Genomic DNA, 17,863 nt, shown 5'->3' with positions numbered 1-17,863 from the left:
AGCTGCCGTCGAGCGCCACGTCCAGCTTCCGTTTGCCGGTATCGATCCCGGCGCAGATTGTGATAGGCTTGGCCATCTTCGTCGACCCTCCCTTGTGATGCGAACCTGAAGTTCGTTCAACCATTCGGGTCCCGATGAAGCGCCGACCGCGATCTTGCTACAAGGCAGCCTCAAGGCTTCGGTGGGCAGCGATCCGATCGATCGGCAGCCCAGCTCGGGCGGCCACCCGGGCTGGGCCATTCCTCACGGAACGATCTCACTCTACTCCAACGCGCTAATACAAGGGTGGGCAAAGCGCAGCGTGCCCACCATTCTTGCGGAGTGCTTGAAGGTGGGCACGCTGCGCTTTGCCCACCCTACGAAATCCGCCCACACCCAATTGCCGCAATTACCTCCAGAATAATTTTGTCGGACCTGTCGGTCTGGCAAAACCCCGTTCGTCTTATCTGCGAATGCCCCATGCGATCGGCCCAAAGTGCCGAAGACAAGTGATCGATTAGTGACCTAACGGAGCGCAAGACGATGCGATTCATGGTGATAGTGAAGGCCAGCCGGGACAGCGAAGCCGGCGTGATGCCCTCGACGGAACTCCTGGCCGCGATGGGCAGGTTCAACGAGGAGATGGTCAAAGCCGGCGTCATGCAGGCCGGCGAGGGCCTGCATCCGACCACGAAGGGCGCGCGGGTGCGCTATGGCAATGGGCAGCCCAGCGTCAGCCACGGCCCGTTCGCCCTGAGCAACGATCTCATCGCCGGCTTCTGGCTGATCGAGACCAACTCGCTCGACGAAGCGATCGACTGGATGAAGCGCGCCCCGTTCGAGGACGGCGAGATCGAGATCCGGCAGGTGTTCTCCGCCGAGGATTTCGGCGAGGCATTGACCCCCGAACTGCGCGAGCAGGAAGAGCGCCTGCGCGCTGAGGTCGCCACAAGGTAACCGGCTCCTCGTCATTCCGGGACGCGCGAAGCGTGAGCTACGATGTGCAATTGCACATCGGAGAATCCATCGGGCCGCATACGCAAGCAGAGAAATGGATTCCGGGCTCATCCTTCGGATGCCCTGGAATGACGACGGAGAGAATGAAGCTCCTCCCAACCACAAGGAAACACCCATGCGATTCATGATGCTGATGATCCCGCTCGGCTACGAGACCGCGCCGCCCAAGATCGACCTCGATCCCGAACGCGTCGCGGCGATGATGAAATACAACCAGGCACTGAAGGATGCCGGCGTCTTGATCGCGCTGGACGGACTGCATCCGCCGTCGGCGGGCGCCCGCGTCTCCTTCGCCACCGGCAAGCCCGTGGTCACCGATGGACCCTTCACGGAATCGAAGGAAGTGCTCGGCGGCTACTGGATGATCAACGTCGCCTCGCGCGCGGAGGCGATCGAGTGGGCGAAGCAGTGCCCGGCCAGCGAGAACGAGATCATCGAGATCCGCCAGGTGCAGGAAATGAGCGATTTCTCGGAAGAAGTGCAGAAGGCGGCTGCCGGCTTCGAAGACATGCAGCAGGGCTGGGGGAAAGCCCTCCGCTAAGCCGCATCGATCGTCAATTCAACGCAAGGAGAAGCCCATGAGCACGAATGATACCTATCTCGCTGTCTTCGTCGGCAGCATGAACAATCCCAAAATGAAGGCCTGGCACGCGCTGCCCGAGGTCGAGCGGCGCGCCAAGGAGCAGCAGGGGATCGCGGCCTGGAAGGCTTGGGTCGAAAAGCATCAGGATGTGATCGTTGGCATGGGCGGCCCGCTGGGCAAGACCAAGAAAGTCGATGCCAGCGGCATCGCCGACATCAGCAACGAACTGAGCGGCTTCACCGTGCTGCGCGCCAGTTCGCATGAGGCCGCCGCGAAGCTGTTCGAGAACCACCCGCATTTCGCGATTTTCCCCGGCGAGCGGGTGGAGATCATGCCGGTGCTGCCGATTCCGGGCGGCTAGCCGGAGCCAAGAAATCGGTTCGACTGTCTCTGCGAAGAACGCTGTTCCCCTTCCCCCTGAAAGGGGGAAGGTCGGGATGGGGGGTCAAGCCGCGGGCGCAGCTGTGCGTGTGGAGAGAGATGATCCCCACCCGGTTTGCGCGTGCACGCGCAAACCGACCTCCCCTTTTCAAGGGGAGGTGAAGTGAGCGCGGGGCGCGATTCCACTCTTCTCCTCCCCCCTGAAAGGGGAAAGGTCGGGATGGGGTCAGGCCGTGGGTGCAGGCGTTCGTGGACGGCATTTCGCCGTTAATCTTGATGAACGCCGCGCCGCGGTGCTAGTGACCTTTGCATCCACCTCATGTAAGACCTTTTCACATGAGCTGGCGCAAGGATCAGCGCCGCGGCGAGCGCGGCTATCATCACGGCAATCTCAAAGAGGCGTTGCTGCAGGCGGCGCTCGATTTGATCACGCAGAAGGGGCCGGCCGGCTTCACCTTCGCCGATGCCGCGCGCATGGCCGGCGTCAGCCCCGCGGCACCCTATCGGCATTTCCGCGACCGTGACGAGCTGTTGTCGAGCATCGCCCAGCGCGGCTTCGAGCAGTTCGAACAGCTCCTGACGCAGGCCTGGGACGACGGCCGTCCGGACACGATCACCGCGTTCGAGCGCGTCGGCAAGGCCTATCTCGCCTTCGCCCGCGAGGAGCCGGCGTTCTATTCCGCGATGTTCGAATCCGGCGTTCCTGTCGAGACTACGCCCGCTTTGATGGCGGCAAGCGAGCGCGCTTTTGCGGTCATTCGTGCCGCCGCCGAGCGGCTCGCGGCGCTGGCGCCGCCCGGCGTGCCGCGTCCGCCGGCGATGATGATGGCGCTGCACATCTGGGCGATGTCGCACGGTGTCGCTTCGCTGTTCGGCCGCGGCGATGCCGCGCGCCGCAAATTGCCGATGTCGCCCGAAGAACTGCTGGAAGCCGAAGTGCTGATCTATCTGCGCGGCCTCGGCTTCCCCACGGAGCGCAAGCCCGACCCGGTAGACGAAAAGCCCGCGGGCCCTTGGGGCAAGCCGAAATAAAATTGCCGAGATAATTTTGTCGCACCCCCTCGGGGTCCGCTTGACTTTCGGAATGGATCGGCCAAGTATGTAAATGTTATTTACATTCACAACGGCGTGATGCCGTGATGGAGACGGAAATGGCCTACACCGCAGATGTCAATCGATGGCGCGGCCCCGTGGAAGAACCCTACCGCCCACGCATGTTTGAAAGCCCATGGCACCCCGGCTGGATCGCGGTGACCATTCTTGGCTTCATCATCTGGTGGCCGATCGGGCTTGCCCTTCTCTTTTACACACTCGGGAGCAGAAAAATGGGTTGCTGGAGTCACCACGATCGCGATCGCTGGCAGAACAGGATGGAGCGGATGCAGTACAAGATGGACCGCATGCGCGACCGCATGGACCGCCGCGGCTTCGGCTTTGGCTTCGGTCCGCCCTCGAGCGGCAATCGCGCCTTCGACGAATATCGCACCGAGACGCTGCAGCGCCTCGAAGAGGAGCAGAAGGAGTTCAAGGAATTCCTGAGCCGCCTGCGCCACGCCAAGGACAAGGAAGAGTTCGACGCCTTCATGAACCAGCATCGCCAGCGTCCGACTCCGCCGAACGACGAGCCGCAGCAGCCGCCGCATCAGGGTTGAGTCTCGCTTTCAAGAGTTTGCCCTCAGGGGATGTGCCCCCATAAAACCTGATGGCCTGAGCCGCCCGTTTGCGAAAGCAGACGGGCGGTTTGGTTTTTGAAGCAGCCGCGAATTCGGACCCGCCTCGCCCCTCCGGGGAGAGGCCGAAATCCAAGCGTAGCTTGGATTTCGGGTGAGGGGGTGCCTCCGCTTGCGCCCGTGTGGAGACCCCCTCACCCGGCGCTGCGCGCCGACCTCTCCCCCCGCTGGGGGCGAGGTGAACTCCGCGTCCGCGGTTGAAGAGCCATCAGCCGATCGGCCTCTTGCCAACAGCGTCCGCCAATGCCAATCAAGCCGCGTGGACGATTGCCTGACCTTCACCGCGTCGCGCTGGTGGCGCTCCTCATAAGGAGCGGCACGTCGTCTTGTCTCATCTGCAAAACATGAACGAGTGCCGCCGCGGTCCGGCGGACGCATGTTCTTCTCGCAACAGGTGTCTCCGTGCTGCGGCTCCATCAGGAGAACGCCGATGCCTGTTGCGTTGACTGCTACCCTCGCCGCTATCGTCCGGTCGTTCGCATGGCTTGGCCGCCAGGGCACGCGCGCCGTCGCCGCACTGGTGTTCATCGGCATCGCGATCCCGCCGCTTGGCGAGGCCTTGCGACCTTTCGTTACGGAAGCCGTCTTTCTCCTGCTCTGCATTTCGTTCATGCGCGTCGATCTCTCCGCACTGCGGCTCTATCTGCGCCGGCCCGCGATCGTCGTCGCCGCGACGACCTGGACGCTGCTGGCGGTCCCGGCGATGACGGGCGTCCTCTGGCTCGCGACGGGTCTGCACACAGCTTCGCCGGATCTGTTCCTGGGCTTGATGCTGCAGGCCGTGGCTTCGCCGATGATGGCCGCGCCCTCGCTCGCCGCGCTGATGGGGCTGGACGCCACGCTGGTCCTGATCACGCTCGTGACCGGCACCGCGCTGGTGCCGCTCACCGCGCCACCGTTCGCCTACCTCTTGTTCGGTTCGGCGTTGACATTGTCGCCGTTCGCGCTCGGCGCGAAACTGTTCCTGATCCTGGCCGGTGCGCTCGCGGTGGCCGCGATCATCCGGTGGCTGTTCGGGCTTGCGACGATCGAGCGCCACAAGGCGCCGATCGACGGCCTGAATATCCTGATCCTGCTGGTGTTCGTTTGCGCGGTCATGGGACCGGTCGCGCCGAGCTTCTGGCGTGAACCGCTGCAGGCGCTCGGGCTGACGCTGCTCGCCTTTGCGGTGTTCTTCGCGCTGCTCGCCGGCACCATGCTGGTGTTTCGTCGCTTCGGCATGGAGCGGGCGCTGGCCCTGGCATTGATGGTGTCGCAGCGGAACATGGGCCTGATGGTCGCCGCCACCGACGGCGTGCTGCCGGGCCTGACCTGGCTCTATTTCGCGCTATCGCAATTCCCGATCTATCTCGCGCCGCAACTACTCAAGCCGATCGTAGCCCGGCTGACTAGGCCGCGGTAGAGCGCCGCTTTCCTTTGCCTCGCCCCGCTTGCGGGGAGAGGCCGGATCGCATCGGAGATGCGATCCGGGTGAGGGGGAGTCTCCGCAGGCTCGCTGCAACCGTCGGAGCTCGCGGATAAAGCCCCTCACCCCGCCCTCTCCCCGTAAGAACCGGGAGAGGGAGAAAAGTTCGCCTCACACATTGGTCCCATGAATCGCGTCGATCACGGCGTCGGTCACCTCTTTCGTCGTCGCCTTGCCGCCGACATCAGGTGTCAGCACGCCGGCGGCGCAGACGCGCTCCACCGCCGCCATCAGTCGCGTGGCCGCTTCCTTTTCGCCGAGATGCTCCAGCATTCGCGCGCCGGTCCAGAAGGTCGCGACCGGATTGGCGATACCCTTGCCGGTGATGTCGAAGGCCGAGCCGTGGATTGGCTCGAACATCGAGGGGAACCGGCGCTCCGGGTCGATATTGCCTGTCGGTGCGACGCCGAGGCTGCCGGCGAGCGCGCCGGCAAGATCGGACAGGATGTCCGCGTGCAGGTTGGTCGCCACGATGGTGTCGAGGCTTTTCGGGTTCAGCGTCATCCGCACCGTCATGGCGTCGACCAGCATCTTGTCCCAGGTGACGTCGGGGAATTGCCGCGCCACTTCGGCGGCGATCTCGTCCCACATCACCATGCCGTGGCGCTGCGCGTTCGATTTCGTCACCACGGTGAGAAATTTGCGTGGCCGCGACTGCGCGAGCCGGAAGGCATAGCGCATGATGCGGGTGACGCCGACGCGGGTGAAGATCGCGACTTCGGTGCCGACCTCTTCGGGCAGGCCCTTATGCGCGCGTCCGCCGGCGCCGGCATATTCGCCTTCCGAATTCTCGCGCACGATCACCCAGTCGAGATCTCCGACGCCGACATTGCGGAGCGGCGAGGCGACGCCGGGCAGGATCTTTGTCGGCCGCACATTGGCGTATTGGTCAAAGCCCTGGCAGATCGGCAGCCGCAGGCCCCACAGCGTGATGTGGTCGGGCACATCGGGCGCCCCGACCGCGCCGAAATAGATCGCATCGAACGTCTTCAACTCATTGAGTCCGTCTGCCGGCATCATGACGCCGTGCTTCTTGTAATAGTCCGAGCCCCAGTCGAACGTCTTGAACTGAAAGGCGACATCGCCGGAGCGTTGCGCCAGCGCCTCGAGCACACGAATGCCCGACGAGATCACCTCGGGGCCGATACCGTCAGCAGGAATGGCGGCGATGGAATGGGTGCGCATGAGGTGTCTCCGGGGCGTGACGGTGGGAAGGCCGCCACATATCGACCTCATCCCGAGGAGCCGCGCAAGCGGCGTCTCGAGGGATGGGCCGCGGGCTCCTCACTCTCTCCGTCATTCCGGGGCGCGCGCAGCGCGAGCCCGGAATCCATTTCGCTCCGTACGCAAGTGGACGAATGGATTCCGGGCTCGCGACTTCGTCGCGCCCCGGAATGACGGCGGAGAAAAATTCGCTAGTGATTTCATACTGATTTGCCCCGTCCAGTCCTCGCGCGAAAAACATTCCGCTTCCGCCGTCGGGCAAATCAGTGATTTAACTCCGCGCGTCTCAGCGCGAATGAGGGGCGGGTCGCGATCGTCACGAACGTTGCGGTGAGATGCGGTGGACGCGGGTGTTGCGACTGACGAGCGTGGCATCAGCGGACGGCGAAGTCGTGTGGTTCTGGCGCCCCGACGCTGGCGCTAAGTCTTGCAGAGATGATCTGTGAGGCGACGGTGGCAAGAAAGCCCGGTCACCGGGGAGAGCACGAAGTAAGCCGTAAACCACTGCGCAGGGAAAGCCGGTGTTGCTCCGGTTGACCTGTGGTCCTACCCCCGTGCTTTTTGTTGCACGGGGCCCACGGGTGCAGCCGGCACCCGGCTTTCCCTGCGCCCTCTGCTCAATGAGAGGGTGGAAAGTGACGCAAAGCTCGGGCAGATCATGCCGCGAGAATGCGGACTCACATCCCCTCCGCTGTTTGAAAGTTGAGTCAGCTCTTTCCCGCGTCGTCCCGGGCTTGACCCGGGACCCATAACCACAGAACTTTGTGATGTGCTCCGCCGCAACCGCTTGCTCGCACCACAACAACTGCCTGTGGTTATGGGTCCCCGCGAAGGCGTGCGTTCGCAGGGACGACATCGCGGGATGGATAGCGCGCCGCGAAACCCATCATCGCGCGGTTTGCTCCATCGCGATGGGTTTCGCTTTCGCTCTACCCATCCTACGACAGCTTCGCCTTACAACAGCTCCGGCTGCTCGGCCGCGATCGCATCCCCGACCGCCACAGCACCGTCCGCCACCACCTCGGCATAGACGCCGCATTCGTTGTGGCCGAGGCGCTGCATCAGCGTGTGCGGGATGCTGAGGTCGCGGACCCCGGTGTCGGGATCGACATTGACGGCGGCGCAACGGGTGATGCGCTTCACGATCTTGGCCCGCGCGCTGCCGATCTCGATTGTCTGGTCGAGCAGCTCGAATTCATGCCAGGCCGGCCAGCCCTCGACATAGAGGTTGGCGCGGAAGCGCAGTGGATGCACGGAACGGCCGACGATGTCCTCGATCGCGCGCAAGCTGTTGAGGTTGATGATCGAGACCACCTTGCGGGCGACGTCGGAAAAGCTGTGGCCGGGGCTGGTCAGGAGCTTTGGCGGCCCCTTGATCTGGCCGGCATGGTGGAGCGCGAAATACTGCTCGATCGCGGCGCGTCCGTCGGCGGTTTCGAGGTCGCCCTGGGCCATGATCTCGCCGTTCCGGCACAGGGTCAGGACGTGGCTGCCGTCGTCGAATTCGGCGCGCAGCGGCACCAGCCACTCGTCCCGCTGCAGCATCAGGAAATGCGGCTTTGGCAGCCATTTGGGCTGTTCGGGATCGAAGCCGCTCGGGCCGTTCTCGATGGCGTAGCGACGGTCGGACAGCAGGGTCTGGCCGGCTTTGAGGTCGGCCCGCGGCAGCGCCTCAGGCGTCAGGCCTTTGACGGGATAACGGTAGATGCCGGCGATCTGTGCGGAGGAGGCGGAGGACATTAGGCCTTTTAGAGCATGATCCGGAAAAGTGGAAACCGGTTTTCCGAAAAGATCATGCTCAAACAAAGAGATGAGATCATGATCCGATTTCGTCTAATCGGATTATGATCTAGGAGATTTTCATCGATCGGGCCACCCGACCTTACGAAATCATTGCGGAAAGCTCTTCCGTTTCGGAACCCAATGCCCACATTTGCATCAAGCCTGAAACGAGGGCGACGACCACCGGCCGGTTTGACCGACGTCAACACGGCCGGGCTGAAACCCAATGAAGATGCTCTTTGCGGTGCCTACGGGGCTGGGAGAGCAGGCCGAGGGAAAGCAAAACGATGAATATCGAGAAATACACCGAGCGGGCGCGCGGCTTCATCCAGTCGGCGCAGTCGCTTGCCGTGCGCGAGGGGCACCAGCAGTTCTCGCCGCTGCATCTGCTAAAAGTTCTGCTGGATGATAGCGAAGGCCTTGCCGGCGGCCTGATCGATCGCGCCGGCGGCAATTCCCGCGCCATCCTCAAGGCAACCGAGGATGCGCTCGGCAAGCTGCCGAAAGTGTCGGGCAGCGGCGCGGGGCAGGTCTACCTTTCACCCGAACTGGCGCGGGCGTTCGATGCGGCCGAAAAGGCTGCCGACAAGGCCGGCGACAGCTTCGTCACCGTCGAGCGACTCCTGCTGGGCTTAGCGCTCGAGAAGAACAGCGAGGCCGGCTCGATCCTGAGCAAGGGCGGCATCACCCCGCAGAACCTGAATGCGGCGATCGAGTCGCTGCGCAAAGGCCGGACCGCCGATAGCGCCACCGCCGAGAACGCCTATGACGCGCTGAAGAAATATGCGCGCGATCTGACCCAGGCCGCACGCGACGGCAAGCTCGATCCGGTGATCGGCCGCGACGAGGAAATTCGTCGCACGATCCAGGTGTTGTCCCGCCGCACCAAGAACAATCCCGTGCTGATCGGCGAGCCCGGCGTCGGCAAGACTGCCATCGTCGAGGGCCTGGCGCTGCGCATCGTCAACGGCGATGTGCCGGAGAGCCTGAAGGACAAGAAGCTCTTGTCGCTCGACCTTGGCGCGTTGATCGCGGGCGCGAAATACCGCGGCGAGTTCGAGGAGCGGCTGAAGGCCGTGCTGCAGGAGGTGACCTCGACCGAGGGAACCTTCATCCTGTTCATCGACGAGATGCACACGCTGATCGGCGCCGGCAAGGCTGACGGCGCGATGGACGCGTCCAACCTCTTGAAGCCCGCGCTGGCCCGCGGTGAGCTGCACTGCATCGGCGCGACCACGCTCGATGAGTACCAGAAGCACGTCGAGAAGGACGCCGCGCTCGCCCGCCGCTTCCAGCCGATCTTCGTCAGTGAGCCGTCGGTCGAGGACACCATCTCGATCCTGCGCGGCCTGAAGGACAAGTATGAGCAGCACCACGGCGTGCGGATCGCCGATTCCGCGCTGGTGGCGGCCGCGACGCTGTCCAACCGCTACATCACCGACCGCTTCCTGCCGGACAAGGCCATCGACCTGATGGACGAGGCGGCGGCGCGGCTGAAGATGCAGGTCGATTCCAAGCCGGAAGAGCTCGACACGCTGGACCGCGAGATCATCCGTCTCAAGATCGAGCAGGAGGCGCTGAAGAAAGAGAGCGATCTCGGCTCGAAAAGCCGCCTGCAGGCGCTGGAGAAGGAACTCGCCGAGCTTGAGGAGAAATCGAACGCGCTGACGGCGCGCTGGAGCGCGGAGAAGAACAAGCTCTCCAATGCGCAAAAGCTGAAGGCCGAACTCGATGCGCTGCGCGTCGAATTGGCCAATGCGCAGCGCCGTGGCGAATTCCAGCGGGCGGGTGAGCTGGCCTATGGCAAGATTCCGGCGCTGGAGAAGCAGCTCGCTGACATCGAGGCCAGCGAGAACCAGGGCGCGACGGTGGAGGAGGCGGTCACCGCCAACCACATCGCGCAGGTGGTGTCCCGCTGGACAGGCGTTCCGGTCGACCGGATGCTGGAAGGCGAGAAGGAGAAGCTCCTGAAGATGGAGGATTCTCTCGGCAAGCGCGTCGTCGGCCAGGCCGAGGCGGTGCGGGCCGTGGCGACCGCCGTGCGCCGTTCGCGCGCAGGCCTGCAGGACCCGAACCGGCCGATGGGCTCGTTCATGTTCCTGGGCCCCACTGGTGTCGGCAAGACCGAGCTGACCAAGGCATTGGCAGAGTACCTGTTCAACGACGAGACCGCGATGGTCCGCCTCGACATGTCCGAGTACATGGAGAAGCACTCGGTCTCGCGGCTGATCGGCGCGCCTCCGGGCTATGTCGGCTATGACGAGGGCGGTGCGCTCACCGAAGCGGTGCGGCGGCGGCCTTATCAAGTCGTATTGTTCGACGAGATCGAGAAGGCGCATCCTGACGTCTTCAACGTGCTGTTGCAGGTGCTCGACGACGGTCGCCTGACCGACGGTCAGGGCCGCACGGTCGATTTCCGGAACACGCTGATCATCATGACCTCGAACCTTGGTTCGGAATTCCTGGTGAACCAGCCGGAAGGCGAGGATACGTCCGAGGTGCGCGAGCAGGTGATGGGGATGGTGCGGGCGCATTTCCGCCCCGAATTCCTCAACCGCGTCGACGAGATCATCCTGTTCCATCGGCTGCAGAAGAGCGAGATGGGCCGGATCGTCGAGATCCAGTTCGCCCGCCTGCAGAGGCTCCTGGAGGATCGCAAGATCACGCTCACGCTGGATGCAGCAGCGCGCGATTGGCTGGCGGCCAAGGGCTGGGATCCGGCCTATGGCGCTCGCCCGCTGAAGCGGGTGATCCAGCGCAACCTGCAGGATCCGCTCGCCGAGATGATCCTGGCTGGCGATATCAAGGACGGCGACCAGGTCACGATCTCGGCCGAAGGCAATGTGTTGACCTTCAATGGCAAGGCGCCGCAGACCGCCGAGATCGCCCAGTTCGAGACGGCGGTGCCGAAGCGCAAGCTGAACTAGGTCATGAAACGACTAAAGCCCTCTCCGCGATTTGCGGAGAGGGTTTTGAGTTTGGGGAGCTCTATTCCTGCGTGACCGCCGGCCCGACATTGTCCTCCTCGTCGCTGGGCTCAAGCTCCGAGAGGATATCCACGAGCTCGCGGGCGCGGCCGGTCGCAAGCGGCTTGCCCGCGTTCATCAGCGGCTCGTCATTGGCGAGCCAGGCCTGTGCTTCGGCCAATTCGTCGACGGTCGCGCCGGTCGCGATGATCTTCGCAATGGTGACATCGTCGATCTGGCCGACCGCCTTCACAACGTCATTCCGTGTGATGTGCCTCATGCCCGGCACCCCTCTACGCGTAACAAGGTCCTCCGCCCGCCGCTATGGCAGGCGGGGACCAAAGTGAGACAGCCTGTGATCAACGGTTTGTGGTCAACCGTGGCGGTTGCTGGGACATCATCCAGAGCTCGATCGCAGCGAGGATCGCCACCGCCGCGCCGATCACCACATGGACCGTCATCGCGGTGGTTCCCTGGAAGCCCAATATCCAGGGTGAGACCAGGGCCCACAATCCGACAATCAGGTTCAGCCACTCCTCCCACACCGCAAATGCCGCCAGGGCCGCGATCGCAAGGATCGCGATGACGATGCCGGTGATGTAGGCGTTGGTGGAGACGGTTCCGGCTTCGAAGCCGAACAGCCAGGGCGACAGCAACAGGATCGCGCCAAGGACCAGATTTGCGACGTCGCACAATTTCGCGTTCGTCCAATTCTCCATGACATCCTCCATTGGAGGTTTCACATGCTAATCAACCGTAGGATCGCCACGTCGGTTCCCGGTGGCTTGCCGAAATTTCATGGAACAGTGATACGGGCCGGCGGTTGGCCCTCAAAGACCGGCCAGACGATGTGCGGCTTGCCGCCCGTCGGGTGACCGCGCTTCGAACTGCACCGGCCGACAATCCCCATAGCAGAAGGGTAATCCTTCATGAGCAGGGAACTTGTTGGCAATAACAGATCCACGTTTGATCAGCTTCATCCGATCGTCTACGGGGCCGTGGTCGGCCTTGTTGCGTGGTTTGCTCTGGCTGCGTGGATATTGTTCGATCGACAGAGCGACATCCGGCTACCCTTGGGCATAGTCAGCCTGTTCTTCCTGATCGCGGTCCTGGTTCCGTGGTCGATGTCTCTGCTCTGGAAAAAGCACGGGATGCCGGATCACGGGCATCTCGGTCGGACCTCATTCCACGATTGGAGAGCTGGCGATTTCGCGGTCTGGGGCAGCAAGCTCCGCAGCACGCATGCCGCCATCGACGCGCTATTGCCGTTCGCGGCCGTCGCGTTCGGTCTTACGGCGCTTGGAATCGTCTTCCTGATCGCAAATGCGACTTCGTAGCACTTCAGCTGCGATGTCCCGACAATGGTCGCACGCCGTAGCGCCGCAGAGGAAGTCAGCGGTTGCTGACCGGCCGCGATCCGGTCGAGCCGGTGGCGTCGGAGACGACGCGGGAGCTGCCGCGGCTGGACATCTGGGCATCGATCCGGTCGCGTTCCTTCTCGAAGTTTGCCAGCATCGGGCCCTCGAGCGAGCGCCCGCGCGGCAGCTTCACGCGCATCGGGTCGACGAAACGGCCGTTGACCAGGATTTCGTAGTGAACGTGGGCGCCGGTCGACATGCCGGTCGACCCGATAAAGCCGATCACCTGGCCCTGGCGTACGCGCTTGCCGGACTCCATGCCCTTGGCGAAGGCGGACATGTGGCCGTAGGCGGTCTCATAGCCGTTGTTGTGCTTGATGCGGACATACTTGCCGTAGCCGCCCTCCCAGCCGACCTTTTCGACCATGCCGTTGCCCGAAGCGAAGATCGGGGTGCCGTAGGGGGCCGCCCAGTCGACGCCGGTGTGCATCTTGACGTAGCCGAGGATCGGATGGCGGCGGCCGCCGAAGCCGGAGCGCATGATCGCGTTGTTGACGGGCTTGCGCACCAGGAACTTCTTCGCGCTCTTGCCGGTCTCGTCGTAATAGTCGACCACCGAATCGTCGGGTGTCTGGAACCGGTAGTACTTCTTGGTTTCGCCGCCGACCGTGAGCGCGGCGTACAGCACCTCGGTCTTTTCGGTGATGACAGCGCCTTCGTCCTCGCCGGCGTAGTAGACGTCGAAGGAATCGCCGGGCTGTACCTTGCGCTGGAAGTCGACGTCATAGGAATAGATGCGGACCATGTCCTCGATGACGTTCTGCGGCACCTTGTTGCGCAGGGCGGTCTCGTAGATGCTCTGGTAGAGCCTTACGCCGCTGCCATCATCCTCGTCGTCATCGTCGCTGTTCTCAGCGGTCTCGGACACGGTGTTCATGCTCTGCACGTCGACGGCGACATATTTGCCGATGTCCGAGAGGGCTGCCACCGCTTCGACCTGGGTGTCGTTGGCGACGATCACGCGATAGGGCTGCAGCCGTCCTCCCGGATTTGCCGGCGCCATCAGGATGCGCAACCTCTGGCCTTCCCTCAGGCCGCCATCGCGACCGCGGGCGCCCAGCGTCGCCGCGATGGCCTTGGCCTCGTCGGCTGTTGCGCCCATGTCGCGCAGCACGGAGGTGACGGTGTCGCCCTTCTTGACGATATGCACCCGTTCTCCGATCGGATTGCCGCCGGTGACCTGCTCCTTGGTCTTCGGCAGCAGCGTGACGTTTTCCGGCACCACGCGGGTCTCGAAGCCGGCATAGGGATCGGAAACGTTGCCTTCGGTGGCATAGGCCAGCTTGAGGTCGGGCTGCGCGCCACCGACGTCCGCGGTGGCGTTGGCCAGCGTATAGCGGACGCCGCCGTTATTGCCGCGCCAGTTGGCGGCATCACGCACCCGCATCAGGATCTCGTCGAGAGCCACCACGGCGGCGATCTTCGCCTTCGGCAGCACCTGCCCCAGATCCTTGGTGACGAAGGAGACCTCGGCGTCAGGCTCCACGGCTTCAGGGTTGTTCGGGTCGTCGGCCGCCGCAGGCTGATTGACATCGGTCAGCATGCGCTGGGCGTTGAACGGCGGGATCTTGGCCGAAAGATCGCTTGTCGCCATCGACAGGTTGCCGGAGATGCGGACGTACGGCCGCACCCGCATCACGTCACGGTTGCCGACGCGGGTCACCGTCGATACCCGCACGACATTGCGCGAGGCGCTTGATTCCGATGGCGGCGGCAGGCGGTCGCTCTTGTGCAGCGTGGCGCCGCGGTCATTGGCGCTGATCGCACCGCGCAGCGCGCCCTCGACTCGCTCCGGGAGCTTGGCAAAGGTCATCTCGCCGTCGAGTGACGCAAAGACGGCGCCGCCGATCAGGGCCGCGCCGCATAGGCCGGTGAGGATCGTGCCGCTGAACCACTGTACGGAAACACGGCGGCGGTCGATCACCGCAGCCTCCGAGCCATCGACCGACAGCGGCGGCTCGTGACCGAGATCGATCATCCCGGTCTCGCGTCCAAAGCCGCTCCCGCGTGACGCCCGTTGGCTCAAGCCTGTGTCCCCCCAACTTCCATCAACATACGACGAGACTTCCGCACTCCCTTGCGCCCGCATTCGCCCTAGCAGGGCAATCCGGCAGTACGGCGCGTCACATGCAGCAACATTCGCGAATTATCGAAGGCCGATGGCCAACCACAATTTCGAACGTCAACGATGTGTAAATCTCTCGATGTTGCTCGGCCGCGTGGAACTGGCGACGGTTCATCAGAAATCGTCAGTCCCTTGGTAGAAAACCGCCGGCAGCCCCCACTGGCATCCGGCGATTCATTGCATATCTTTATCGTCAGAACGTCGCAGGATTGTGGCTCAAGTACGGCGTAAAGTCCCGAAAAATCGAGGACTTTTGCGGAGAAGAAAATTCTGCACCTGATGCGACGATTTGTTGACAATGGCCGTTGACAAGCCGGATTGGGCCGGCCTATAAGGCGGCCACTGAGCGCGGCGCTGCATTGGCCCGAGAGGCCAAGGCAAGCTTTCGCGCCCTTGATGCTCCTCACTTTGATGAGTGACTCAACAACCGAGTTAAATCGGTTGGGGATTTGCCGTCGAGTTGAGGGGGTCGGAACCCTCCTAAGGGTGAGAGGTCCTCGGACCTCGGGCTGTTTGACAAGTAAAGATGAAGAAAGAGAAACGTGGACGGCGGAGTCCTTGCGGGTCTCGATCTCAGAAAACCTCGGTTTTCCCGATCGGGACCGGACGAAAGACTTCGGCGGTACACGTTTTGAATAAGGTTACACCATGGCCTCTTCATTGAGGTCAGGTCGCCAGCGATGTGAATCGCTGCGCGATTTAGGTGTGGACCTCGTCAAACGTTGTGATCAGCCGGTTCAAAGTTTCAAGTCCAACTTGAGAGTTTGATCCTGGCTCAGAGCGAACGCTGGCGGCAGGCTTAACACATGCAAGTCGAGCGGGCGTAGCAATACGTCAGCGGCAGACGGGTGAGTAACGCGTGGGAACGTACCTTTTGGTTCGGAACAACACAGGGAAACTTGTGCTAATACCGGATAAGCCCTTACGGGGAAAGATTTATCGCCGAAAGATCGGCCCGCGTCTGATTAGCTAGTTGGTGAGGTAATGGCTCACCAAGGCGACGATCAGTAGCTGGTCTGAGAGGATGATCAGCCACATTGGGACTGAGACACGGCCCAAACTCCTACGGGAGGCAGCAGTGGGGAATATTGGACAATGGGCGCAAGCCTGATCCAGCCATGCCGCGTGAGTGATGAAGGCCCTAGGGTTGTAAAGCTCTTTTGTGCGGGAAGATAATGACGGTACCGCAAGAATAAGCCCCGGCTAACTTCGTGCCAGCAGCCGCGGTAATACGAAGGGGGCTAGCGTTGCTCGGAATCACTGGGCGTAAAGGGTGCGTAGGCGGGTCTTTAAGTCAGGGGTGAAATCCTGGAGCTCAACTCCAGAACTGCCTTTGATACTGAAGATCTTGAGTCCGGGAGAGGTGAGTGGAACTGCGAGTGTAGAGGTGAAATTCGTAGATATTCGCAAGAACACCAGTGGCGAAGGCGGCTCACTGGCCCGGTACTGACGCTGAGGCACGAAAGCGTGGGGAGCAAACAGGATTAGATACCCTGGTAGTCCACGCCGTAAACGATGAATGCCAGCCGTTAGTGGGTTTACTCACTAGTGGCGCAGCTAACGCTTTAAGCATTCCGCCTGGGGAGTACGGTCGCAAGATTAAAACTCAAAGGAATTGACGGGGGCCCGCACAAGCGGTGGAGCATGTGGTTTAATTCGACGCAACGCGCAGAACCTTACCAGCCCTTGACATCCCGGTCGCGGACTCCAGAGACGGAGTTCTTCAGTTCGGCTGGACCGGAGACAGGTGCTGCATGGCTGTCGTCAGCTCGTGTCGTGAGATGTTGGGTTAAGTCCCGCAACGAGCGCAACCCCCGTCCTTAGTTGCTACCATTTAGTTGAGCACTCTAAGGAGACTGCCGGTGATAAGCCGCGAGGAAGGTGGGGATGACGTCAAGTCCTCATGGCCCTTACGGGCTGGGCTACACACGTGCTACAATGGCGGTGACAATGGGAAGCGAAGACGCAAGTCCTAGCAAATCTCAAAAAGCCGTCTCAGTTCGGATTGGGCTCTGCAACTCGAGCCCATGAAGTTGGAATCGCTAGTAATCGTGGATCAGCACGCCACGGTGAATACGTTCCCGGGCCTTGTACACACCGCCCGTCACACCATGGGAGTTGGTTTTACCTGAAGACGGTGCGCTAACCGAAAGGGGGCAGCCGGCCACGGTAGGGTCAGCGACTGGGGTGAAGTCGTAACAAGGTAGCCGTAGGGGAACCTGCGGCTGGATCACCTCCTTTCTAAGGATGATCCTTCAGAGAGCTCACGCTCACTATCGGATCGTTTTAGAAACATCTCGGGGCCAATCGATCGCCAGATCGCTTGAGCTCCATTGGCGGGACCTCGCCGTCTTCGTTTCTCTTTCTTCGCGGACGAACACGCGCCAGGGGCTTGAGCGCTGTGCGATGCATCGGCGCGAGCCGGCTGCGCGCGAGCGGGCTCCGATCCTCAAAAGGGATAAGCGTCAGGGGCTTGTAGCTCAGTTGGTTAGAGCGCGCGCTTGATAAGCGTGAGGTCGGAAGTTCAAGTCTTCCCAGGCCCACCACTTTGATCGAGCGCATGCGTCTCTTTTATCCAGCCCAAGGCATTCGTCTTCTGGTACGGGGCCATAGCTCAGCTGGGAGAGCGCGTGCTTTGCAAGCATGAGGTCGTCGGTTCGATCCCGTCTGGCTCCACCAGCCTTCGCTGGCTGATGCCAGCTACGGCTAGGCAAGCCCGATCGAAGCGAAGGCTGCCACGCCGAAGCTCGTTAGAGCGAAGACGGGCTGACCGTTGATTGACTTAAATCGTCCGCGAAACATCAATTCGCACACGCAGTCCGGATGGACGCGATGTGCGTGTTATCTGACATCGTAAAGAGGAGATCGATCCAAGTTTGGGATCTGCGGAGCAATTCGCGGGTGCTCATTCACTATCTCCGGGATCATTTCGGCGCTCGCTCATCGCAAGATGAAGCGGGTTGTAAATGATCCTCGTTAGCGAAGCTTGACCGCCTCGCTATTGGTTCGATCTTACGAAGCAAGCTGGTCTTTCTAGTCAATGTCCAGCCGCGCAAGCAGCATTCATCGAGGGTGCGCGCCTTGAGATTTCGGTCTCAATGCGATTGGGCGGCATACATTCTGCCGAGTGTGTGGACATTGATAATGAGAGCAATCAAGTGCCTTAAGGGTGTTCGGTGGATGCCTTGGCGCT

At 62.2% G+C, this 17,863-nt stretch carries 13 protein-coding genes, 2 tRNA genes and 2 rRNA genes (1 of these 17 only partly in view); 12 read left to right on the top strand and 5 right to left on the bottom strand.

Going from position 1 to position 17,863, the window contains the following annotated elements; translation table 11 throughout:
- The first annotated feature begins 522 nt into the window (after positions 1 to 522).
- The 6 genes from J6497_RS26945 to J6497_RS26920 all read left to right on the top strand — a co-directional run bounded on the left by J6497_RS26945 (position 523) and on the right by J6497_RS26920 (position 5,092).
- Positions 523 to 936, top strand: coding sequence for a YciI family protein (locus J6497_RS26945; RefSeq protein ID WP_225707301.1), 414 nt, complete (start codon positions 523 to 525; stop codon positions 934 to 936).
- A gap of 175 nt (positions 937 to 1,111) precedes the next feature.
- Positions 1,112 to 1,537 (top strand): YciI family protein, encoded by a 426-nt coding sequence (locus J6497_RS26940; RefSeq protein ID WP_225707300.1) that lies wholly within the window; start codon positions 1,112 to 1,114, stop codon positions 1,535 to 1,537.
- A gap of 37 nt (positions 1,538 to 1,574) precedes the next feature.
- The gene (locus J6497_RS26935) at positions 1,575 to 1,940 is read left to right on the top strand and encodes a hypothetical protein (protein WP_225707299.1); all 366 of its coding nucleotides are present in this window, start codon (positions 1,575 to 1,577) and stop codon (positions 1,938 to 1,940) included.
- Positions 1,941 to 2,296: 356 nt separating this feature from the next.
- Positions 2,297 to 2,992 carry a TetR/AcrR family transcriptional regulator gene (locus J6497_RS26930; protein WP_225707298.1) on the top strand — a complete coding sequence of 232 codons (696 nt, stop codon included), beginning with the start codon at positions 2,297 to 2,299 and terminating at the stop codon, positions 2,990 to 2,992.
- Positions 2,993 to 3,111: 119 nt separating this feature from the next.
- Positions 3,112 to 3,612, top strand: coding sequence for a DUF2852 domain-containing protein (locus J6497_RS26925; RefSeq protein ID WP_225707297.1), 501 nt, complete (start codon positions 3,112 to 3,114; stop codon positions 3,610 to 3,612).
- A 508-nt stretch (positions 3,613 to 4,120) separates the two neighbouring features.
- Positions 4,121 to 5,092 (top strand): bile acid:sodium symporter family protein, encoded by a 972-nt coding sequence (locus J6497_RS26920; protein ID WP_225707296.1) that lies wholly within the window; start codon positions 4,121 to 4,123, stop codon positions 5,090 to 5,092.
- 174 nt (positions 5,093 to 5,266) lie between these two features.
- Here J6497_RS26920 and J6497_RS26915 read toward each other — a convergent pair whose 3' ends face one another.
- Both J6497_RS26915 and J6497_RS26910 read right to left on the bottom strand, forming a co-directional pair.
- Complete coding sequence (locus tag J6497_RS26915) at positions 5,267 to 6,340, bottom strand: tartrate dehydrogenase (RefSeq protein WP_225707295.1); 1,074 nt, start codon at positions 6,338 to 6,340, stop codon at positions 5,267 to 5,269.
- 993 nt (positions 6,341 to 7,333) lie between these two features.
- Positions 7,334 to 8,119, bottom strand: coding sequence for an MOSC domain-containing protein (locus tag J6497_RS26910; RefSeq protein ID WP_225707294.1), 786 nt, complete (start codon positions 8,117 to 8,119; stop codon positions 7,334 to 7,336).
- Positions 8,120 to 8,448: 329 nt separating this feature from the next.
- Here J6497_RS26910 and clpB point away from each other — a divergent pair, with 329 nt between their 5' ends.
- Positions 8,449 to 11,088: an ATP-dependent chaperone ClpB gene (gene clpB / locus J6497_RS26905; protein ID WP_225707293.1), complete on the top strand. Its 2,640-nt coding sequence runs from the start codon at positions 8,449 to 8,451 to the stop codon at positions 11,086 to 11,088.
- Between the two features lie 61 nt (positions 11,089 to 11,149).
- On the opposite strand, the gene J6497_RS26900 is transcribed toward clpB, so the two are convergent.
- Positions 11,150 to 11,407, bottom strand: a complete 258-nt coding sequence (locus tag J6497_RS26900) for a hypothetical protein (RefSeq protein WP_225707292.1) — start codon at positions 11,405 to 11,407, stop codon at positions 11,150 to 11,152.
- A 79-nt stretch (positions 11,408 to 11,486) separates the two neighbouring features.
- A complete protein-coding gene (locus tag J6497_RS26895; protein ID WP_225707291.1) occupies positions 11,487 to 11,846 on the bottom strand; it encodes an SPW repeat protein in 360 nt (119 codons plus the stop codon).
- A gap of 210 nt (positions 11,847 to 12,056) precedes the next feature.
- On the opposite strand from J6497_RS26895, the gene J6497_RS26890 reads away from it, so the two are divergent.
- Positions 12,057 to 12,464: a hypothetical protein gene (locus tag J6497_RS26890; protein WP_225707290.1), complete on the top strand. Its 408-nt coding sequence runs from the start codon at positions 12,057 to 12,059 to the stop codon at positions 12,462 to 12,464.
- Between the two features lie 55 nt (positions 12,465 to 12,519).
- Here the strand turns inward: J6497_RS26890 and J6497_RS26885 are convergent, their stop codons facing one another.
- The gene (locus tag J6497_RS26885; RefSeq protein WP_376708277.1) at positions 12,520 to 14,571 is read right to left on the bottom strand and encodes a M23 family metallopeptidase; all 2,052 of its coding nucleotides are present in this window, start codon (positions 14,569 to 14,571) and stop codon (positions 12,520 to 12,522) included.
- 851 nt (positions 14,572 to 15,422) lie between these two features.
- Between J6497_RS26885 and J6497_RS26880 the strand changes: the two genes are divergently transcribed.
- From J6497_RS26880 to J6497_RS26865, 4 genes are all read left to right on the top strand, one after another.
- Positions 15,423 to 16,911 (top strand): 16S ribosomal RNA (locus tag J6497_RS26880).
- Between the two features lie 228 nt (positions 16,912 to 17,139).
- A tRNA-Ile gene (locus J6497_RS26875) sits at positions 17,140 to 17,216 on the top strand.
- 57 nt (positions 17,217 to 17,273) lie between these two features.
- Positions 17,274 to 17,349: transfer RNA gene (locus J6497_RS26870), tRNA-Ala, on the top strand.
- Between the two features lie 473 nt (positions 17,350 to 17,822).
- Positions 17,823 to 17,863 (top strand): 23S ribosomal RNA (locus tag J6497_RS26865); it runs 2,815 nt beyond the window's last position.
- Together the 16S and 23S rRNA genes with 2 tRNA genes alongside form the textbook arrangement of a ribosomal RNA operon.

This window comes from Bradyrhizobium cenepequi (genome assembly GCF_020329485.1).
GTDB classification, from domain to species: domain Bacteria; phylum Pseudomonadota; class Alphaproteobacteria; order Rhizobiales; family Xanthobacteraceae; genus Bradyrhizobium; species Bradyrhizobium cenepequi.
Note: the sequence above shows the minus strand (reverse complement) of the source record. Positions and strands in the feature narration are given on the sequence as shown.

Coding starts and splice junctions, on each gene's coding strand:
- J6497_RS26945 (WP_225707301.1), top strand. CDS start 523: ATGCGATTCATGGTGATAGTGAAGGCCAGCCGGGACAGCGAAGCCGGC.
- J6497_RS26940 (WP_225707300.1), top strand. CDS start 1,112: ATGCGATTCATGATGCTGATGATCCCGCTCGGCTACGAGACCGCGCCG.
- J6497_RS26935 (WP_225707299.1), top strand. CDS start 1,575: ATGAGCACGAATGATACCTATCTCGCTGTCTTCGTCGGCAGCATGAAC.
- J6497_RS26930 (WP_225707298.1), top strand. CDS start 2,297: ATGAGCTGGCGCAAGGATCAGCGCCGCGGCGAGCGCGGCTATCATCAC.
- J6497_RS26925 (WP_225707297.1), top strand. CDS start 3,112: ATGGCCTACACCGCAGATGTCAATCGATGGCGCGGCCCCGTGGAAGAA.
- J6497_RS26920 (WP_225707296.1), top strand. CDS start 4,121: ATGCCTGTTGCGTTGACTGCTACCCTCGCCGCTATCGTCCGGTCGTTC.
- J6497_RS26915 (WP_225707295.1), bottom strand. CDS start 6,340: ATGCGCACCCATTCCATCGCCGCCATTCCTGCTGACGGTATCGGCCCC.
- J6497_RS26910 (WP_225707294.1), bottom strand. CDS start 8,119: ATGTCCTCCGCCTCCTCCGCACAGATCGCCGGCATCTACCGTTATCCC.
- clpB (WP_225707293.1), top strand. CDS start 8,449: ATGAATATCGAGAAATACACCGAGCGGGCGCGCGGCTTCATCCAGTCG.
- J6497_RS26900 (WP_225707292.1), bottom strand. CDS start 11,407: ATGAGGCACATCACACGGAATGACGTTGTGAAGGCGGTCGGCCAGATC.
- J6497_RS26895 (WP_225707291.1), bottom strand. CDS start 11,846: ATGGAGAATTGGACGAACGCGAAATTGTGCGACGTCGCAAATCTGGTC.
- J6497_RS26890 (WP_225707290.1), top strand. CDS start 12,057: ATGAGCAGGGAACTTGTTGGCAATAACAGATCCACGTTTGATCAGCTT.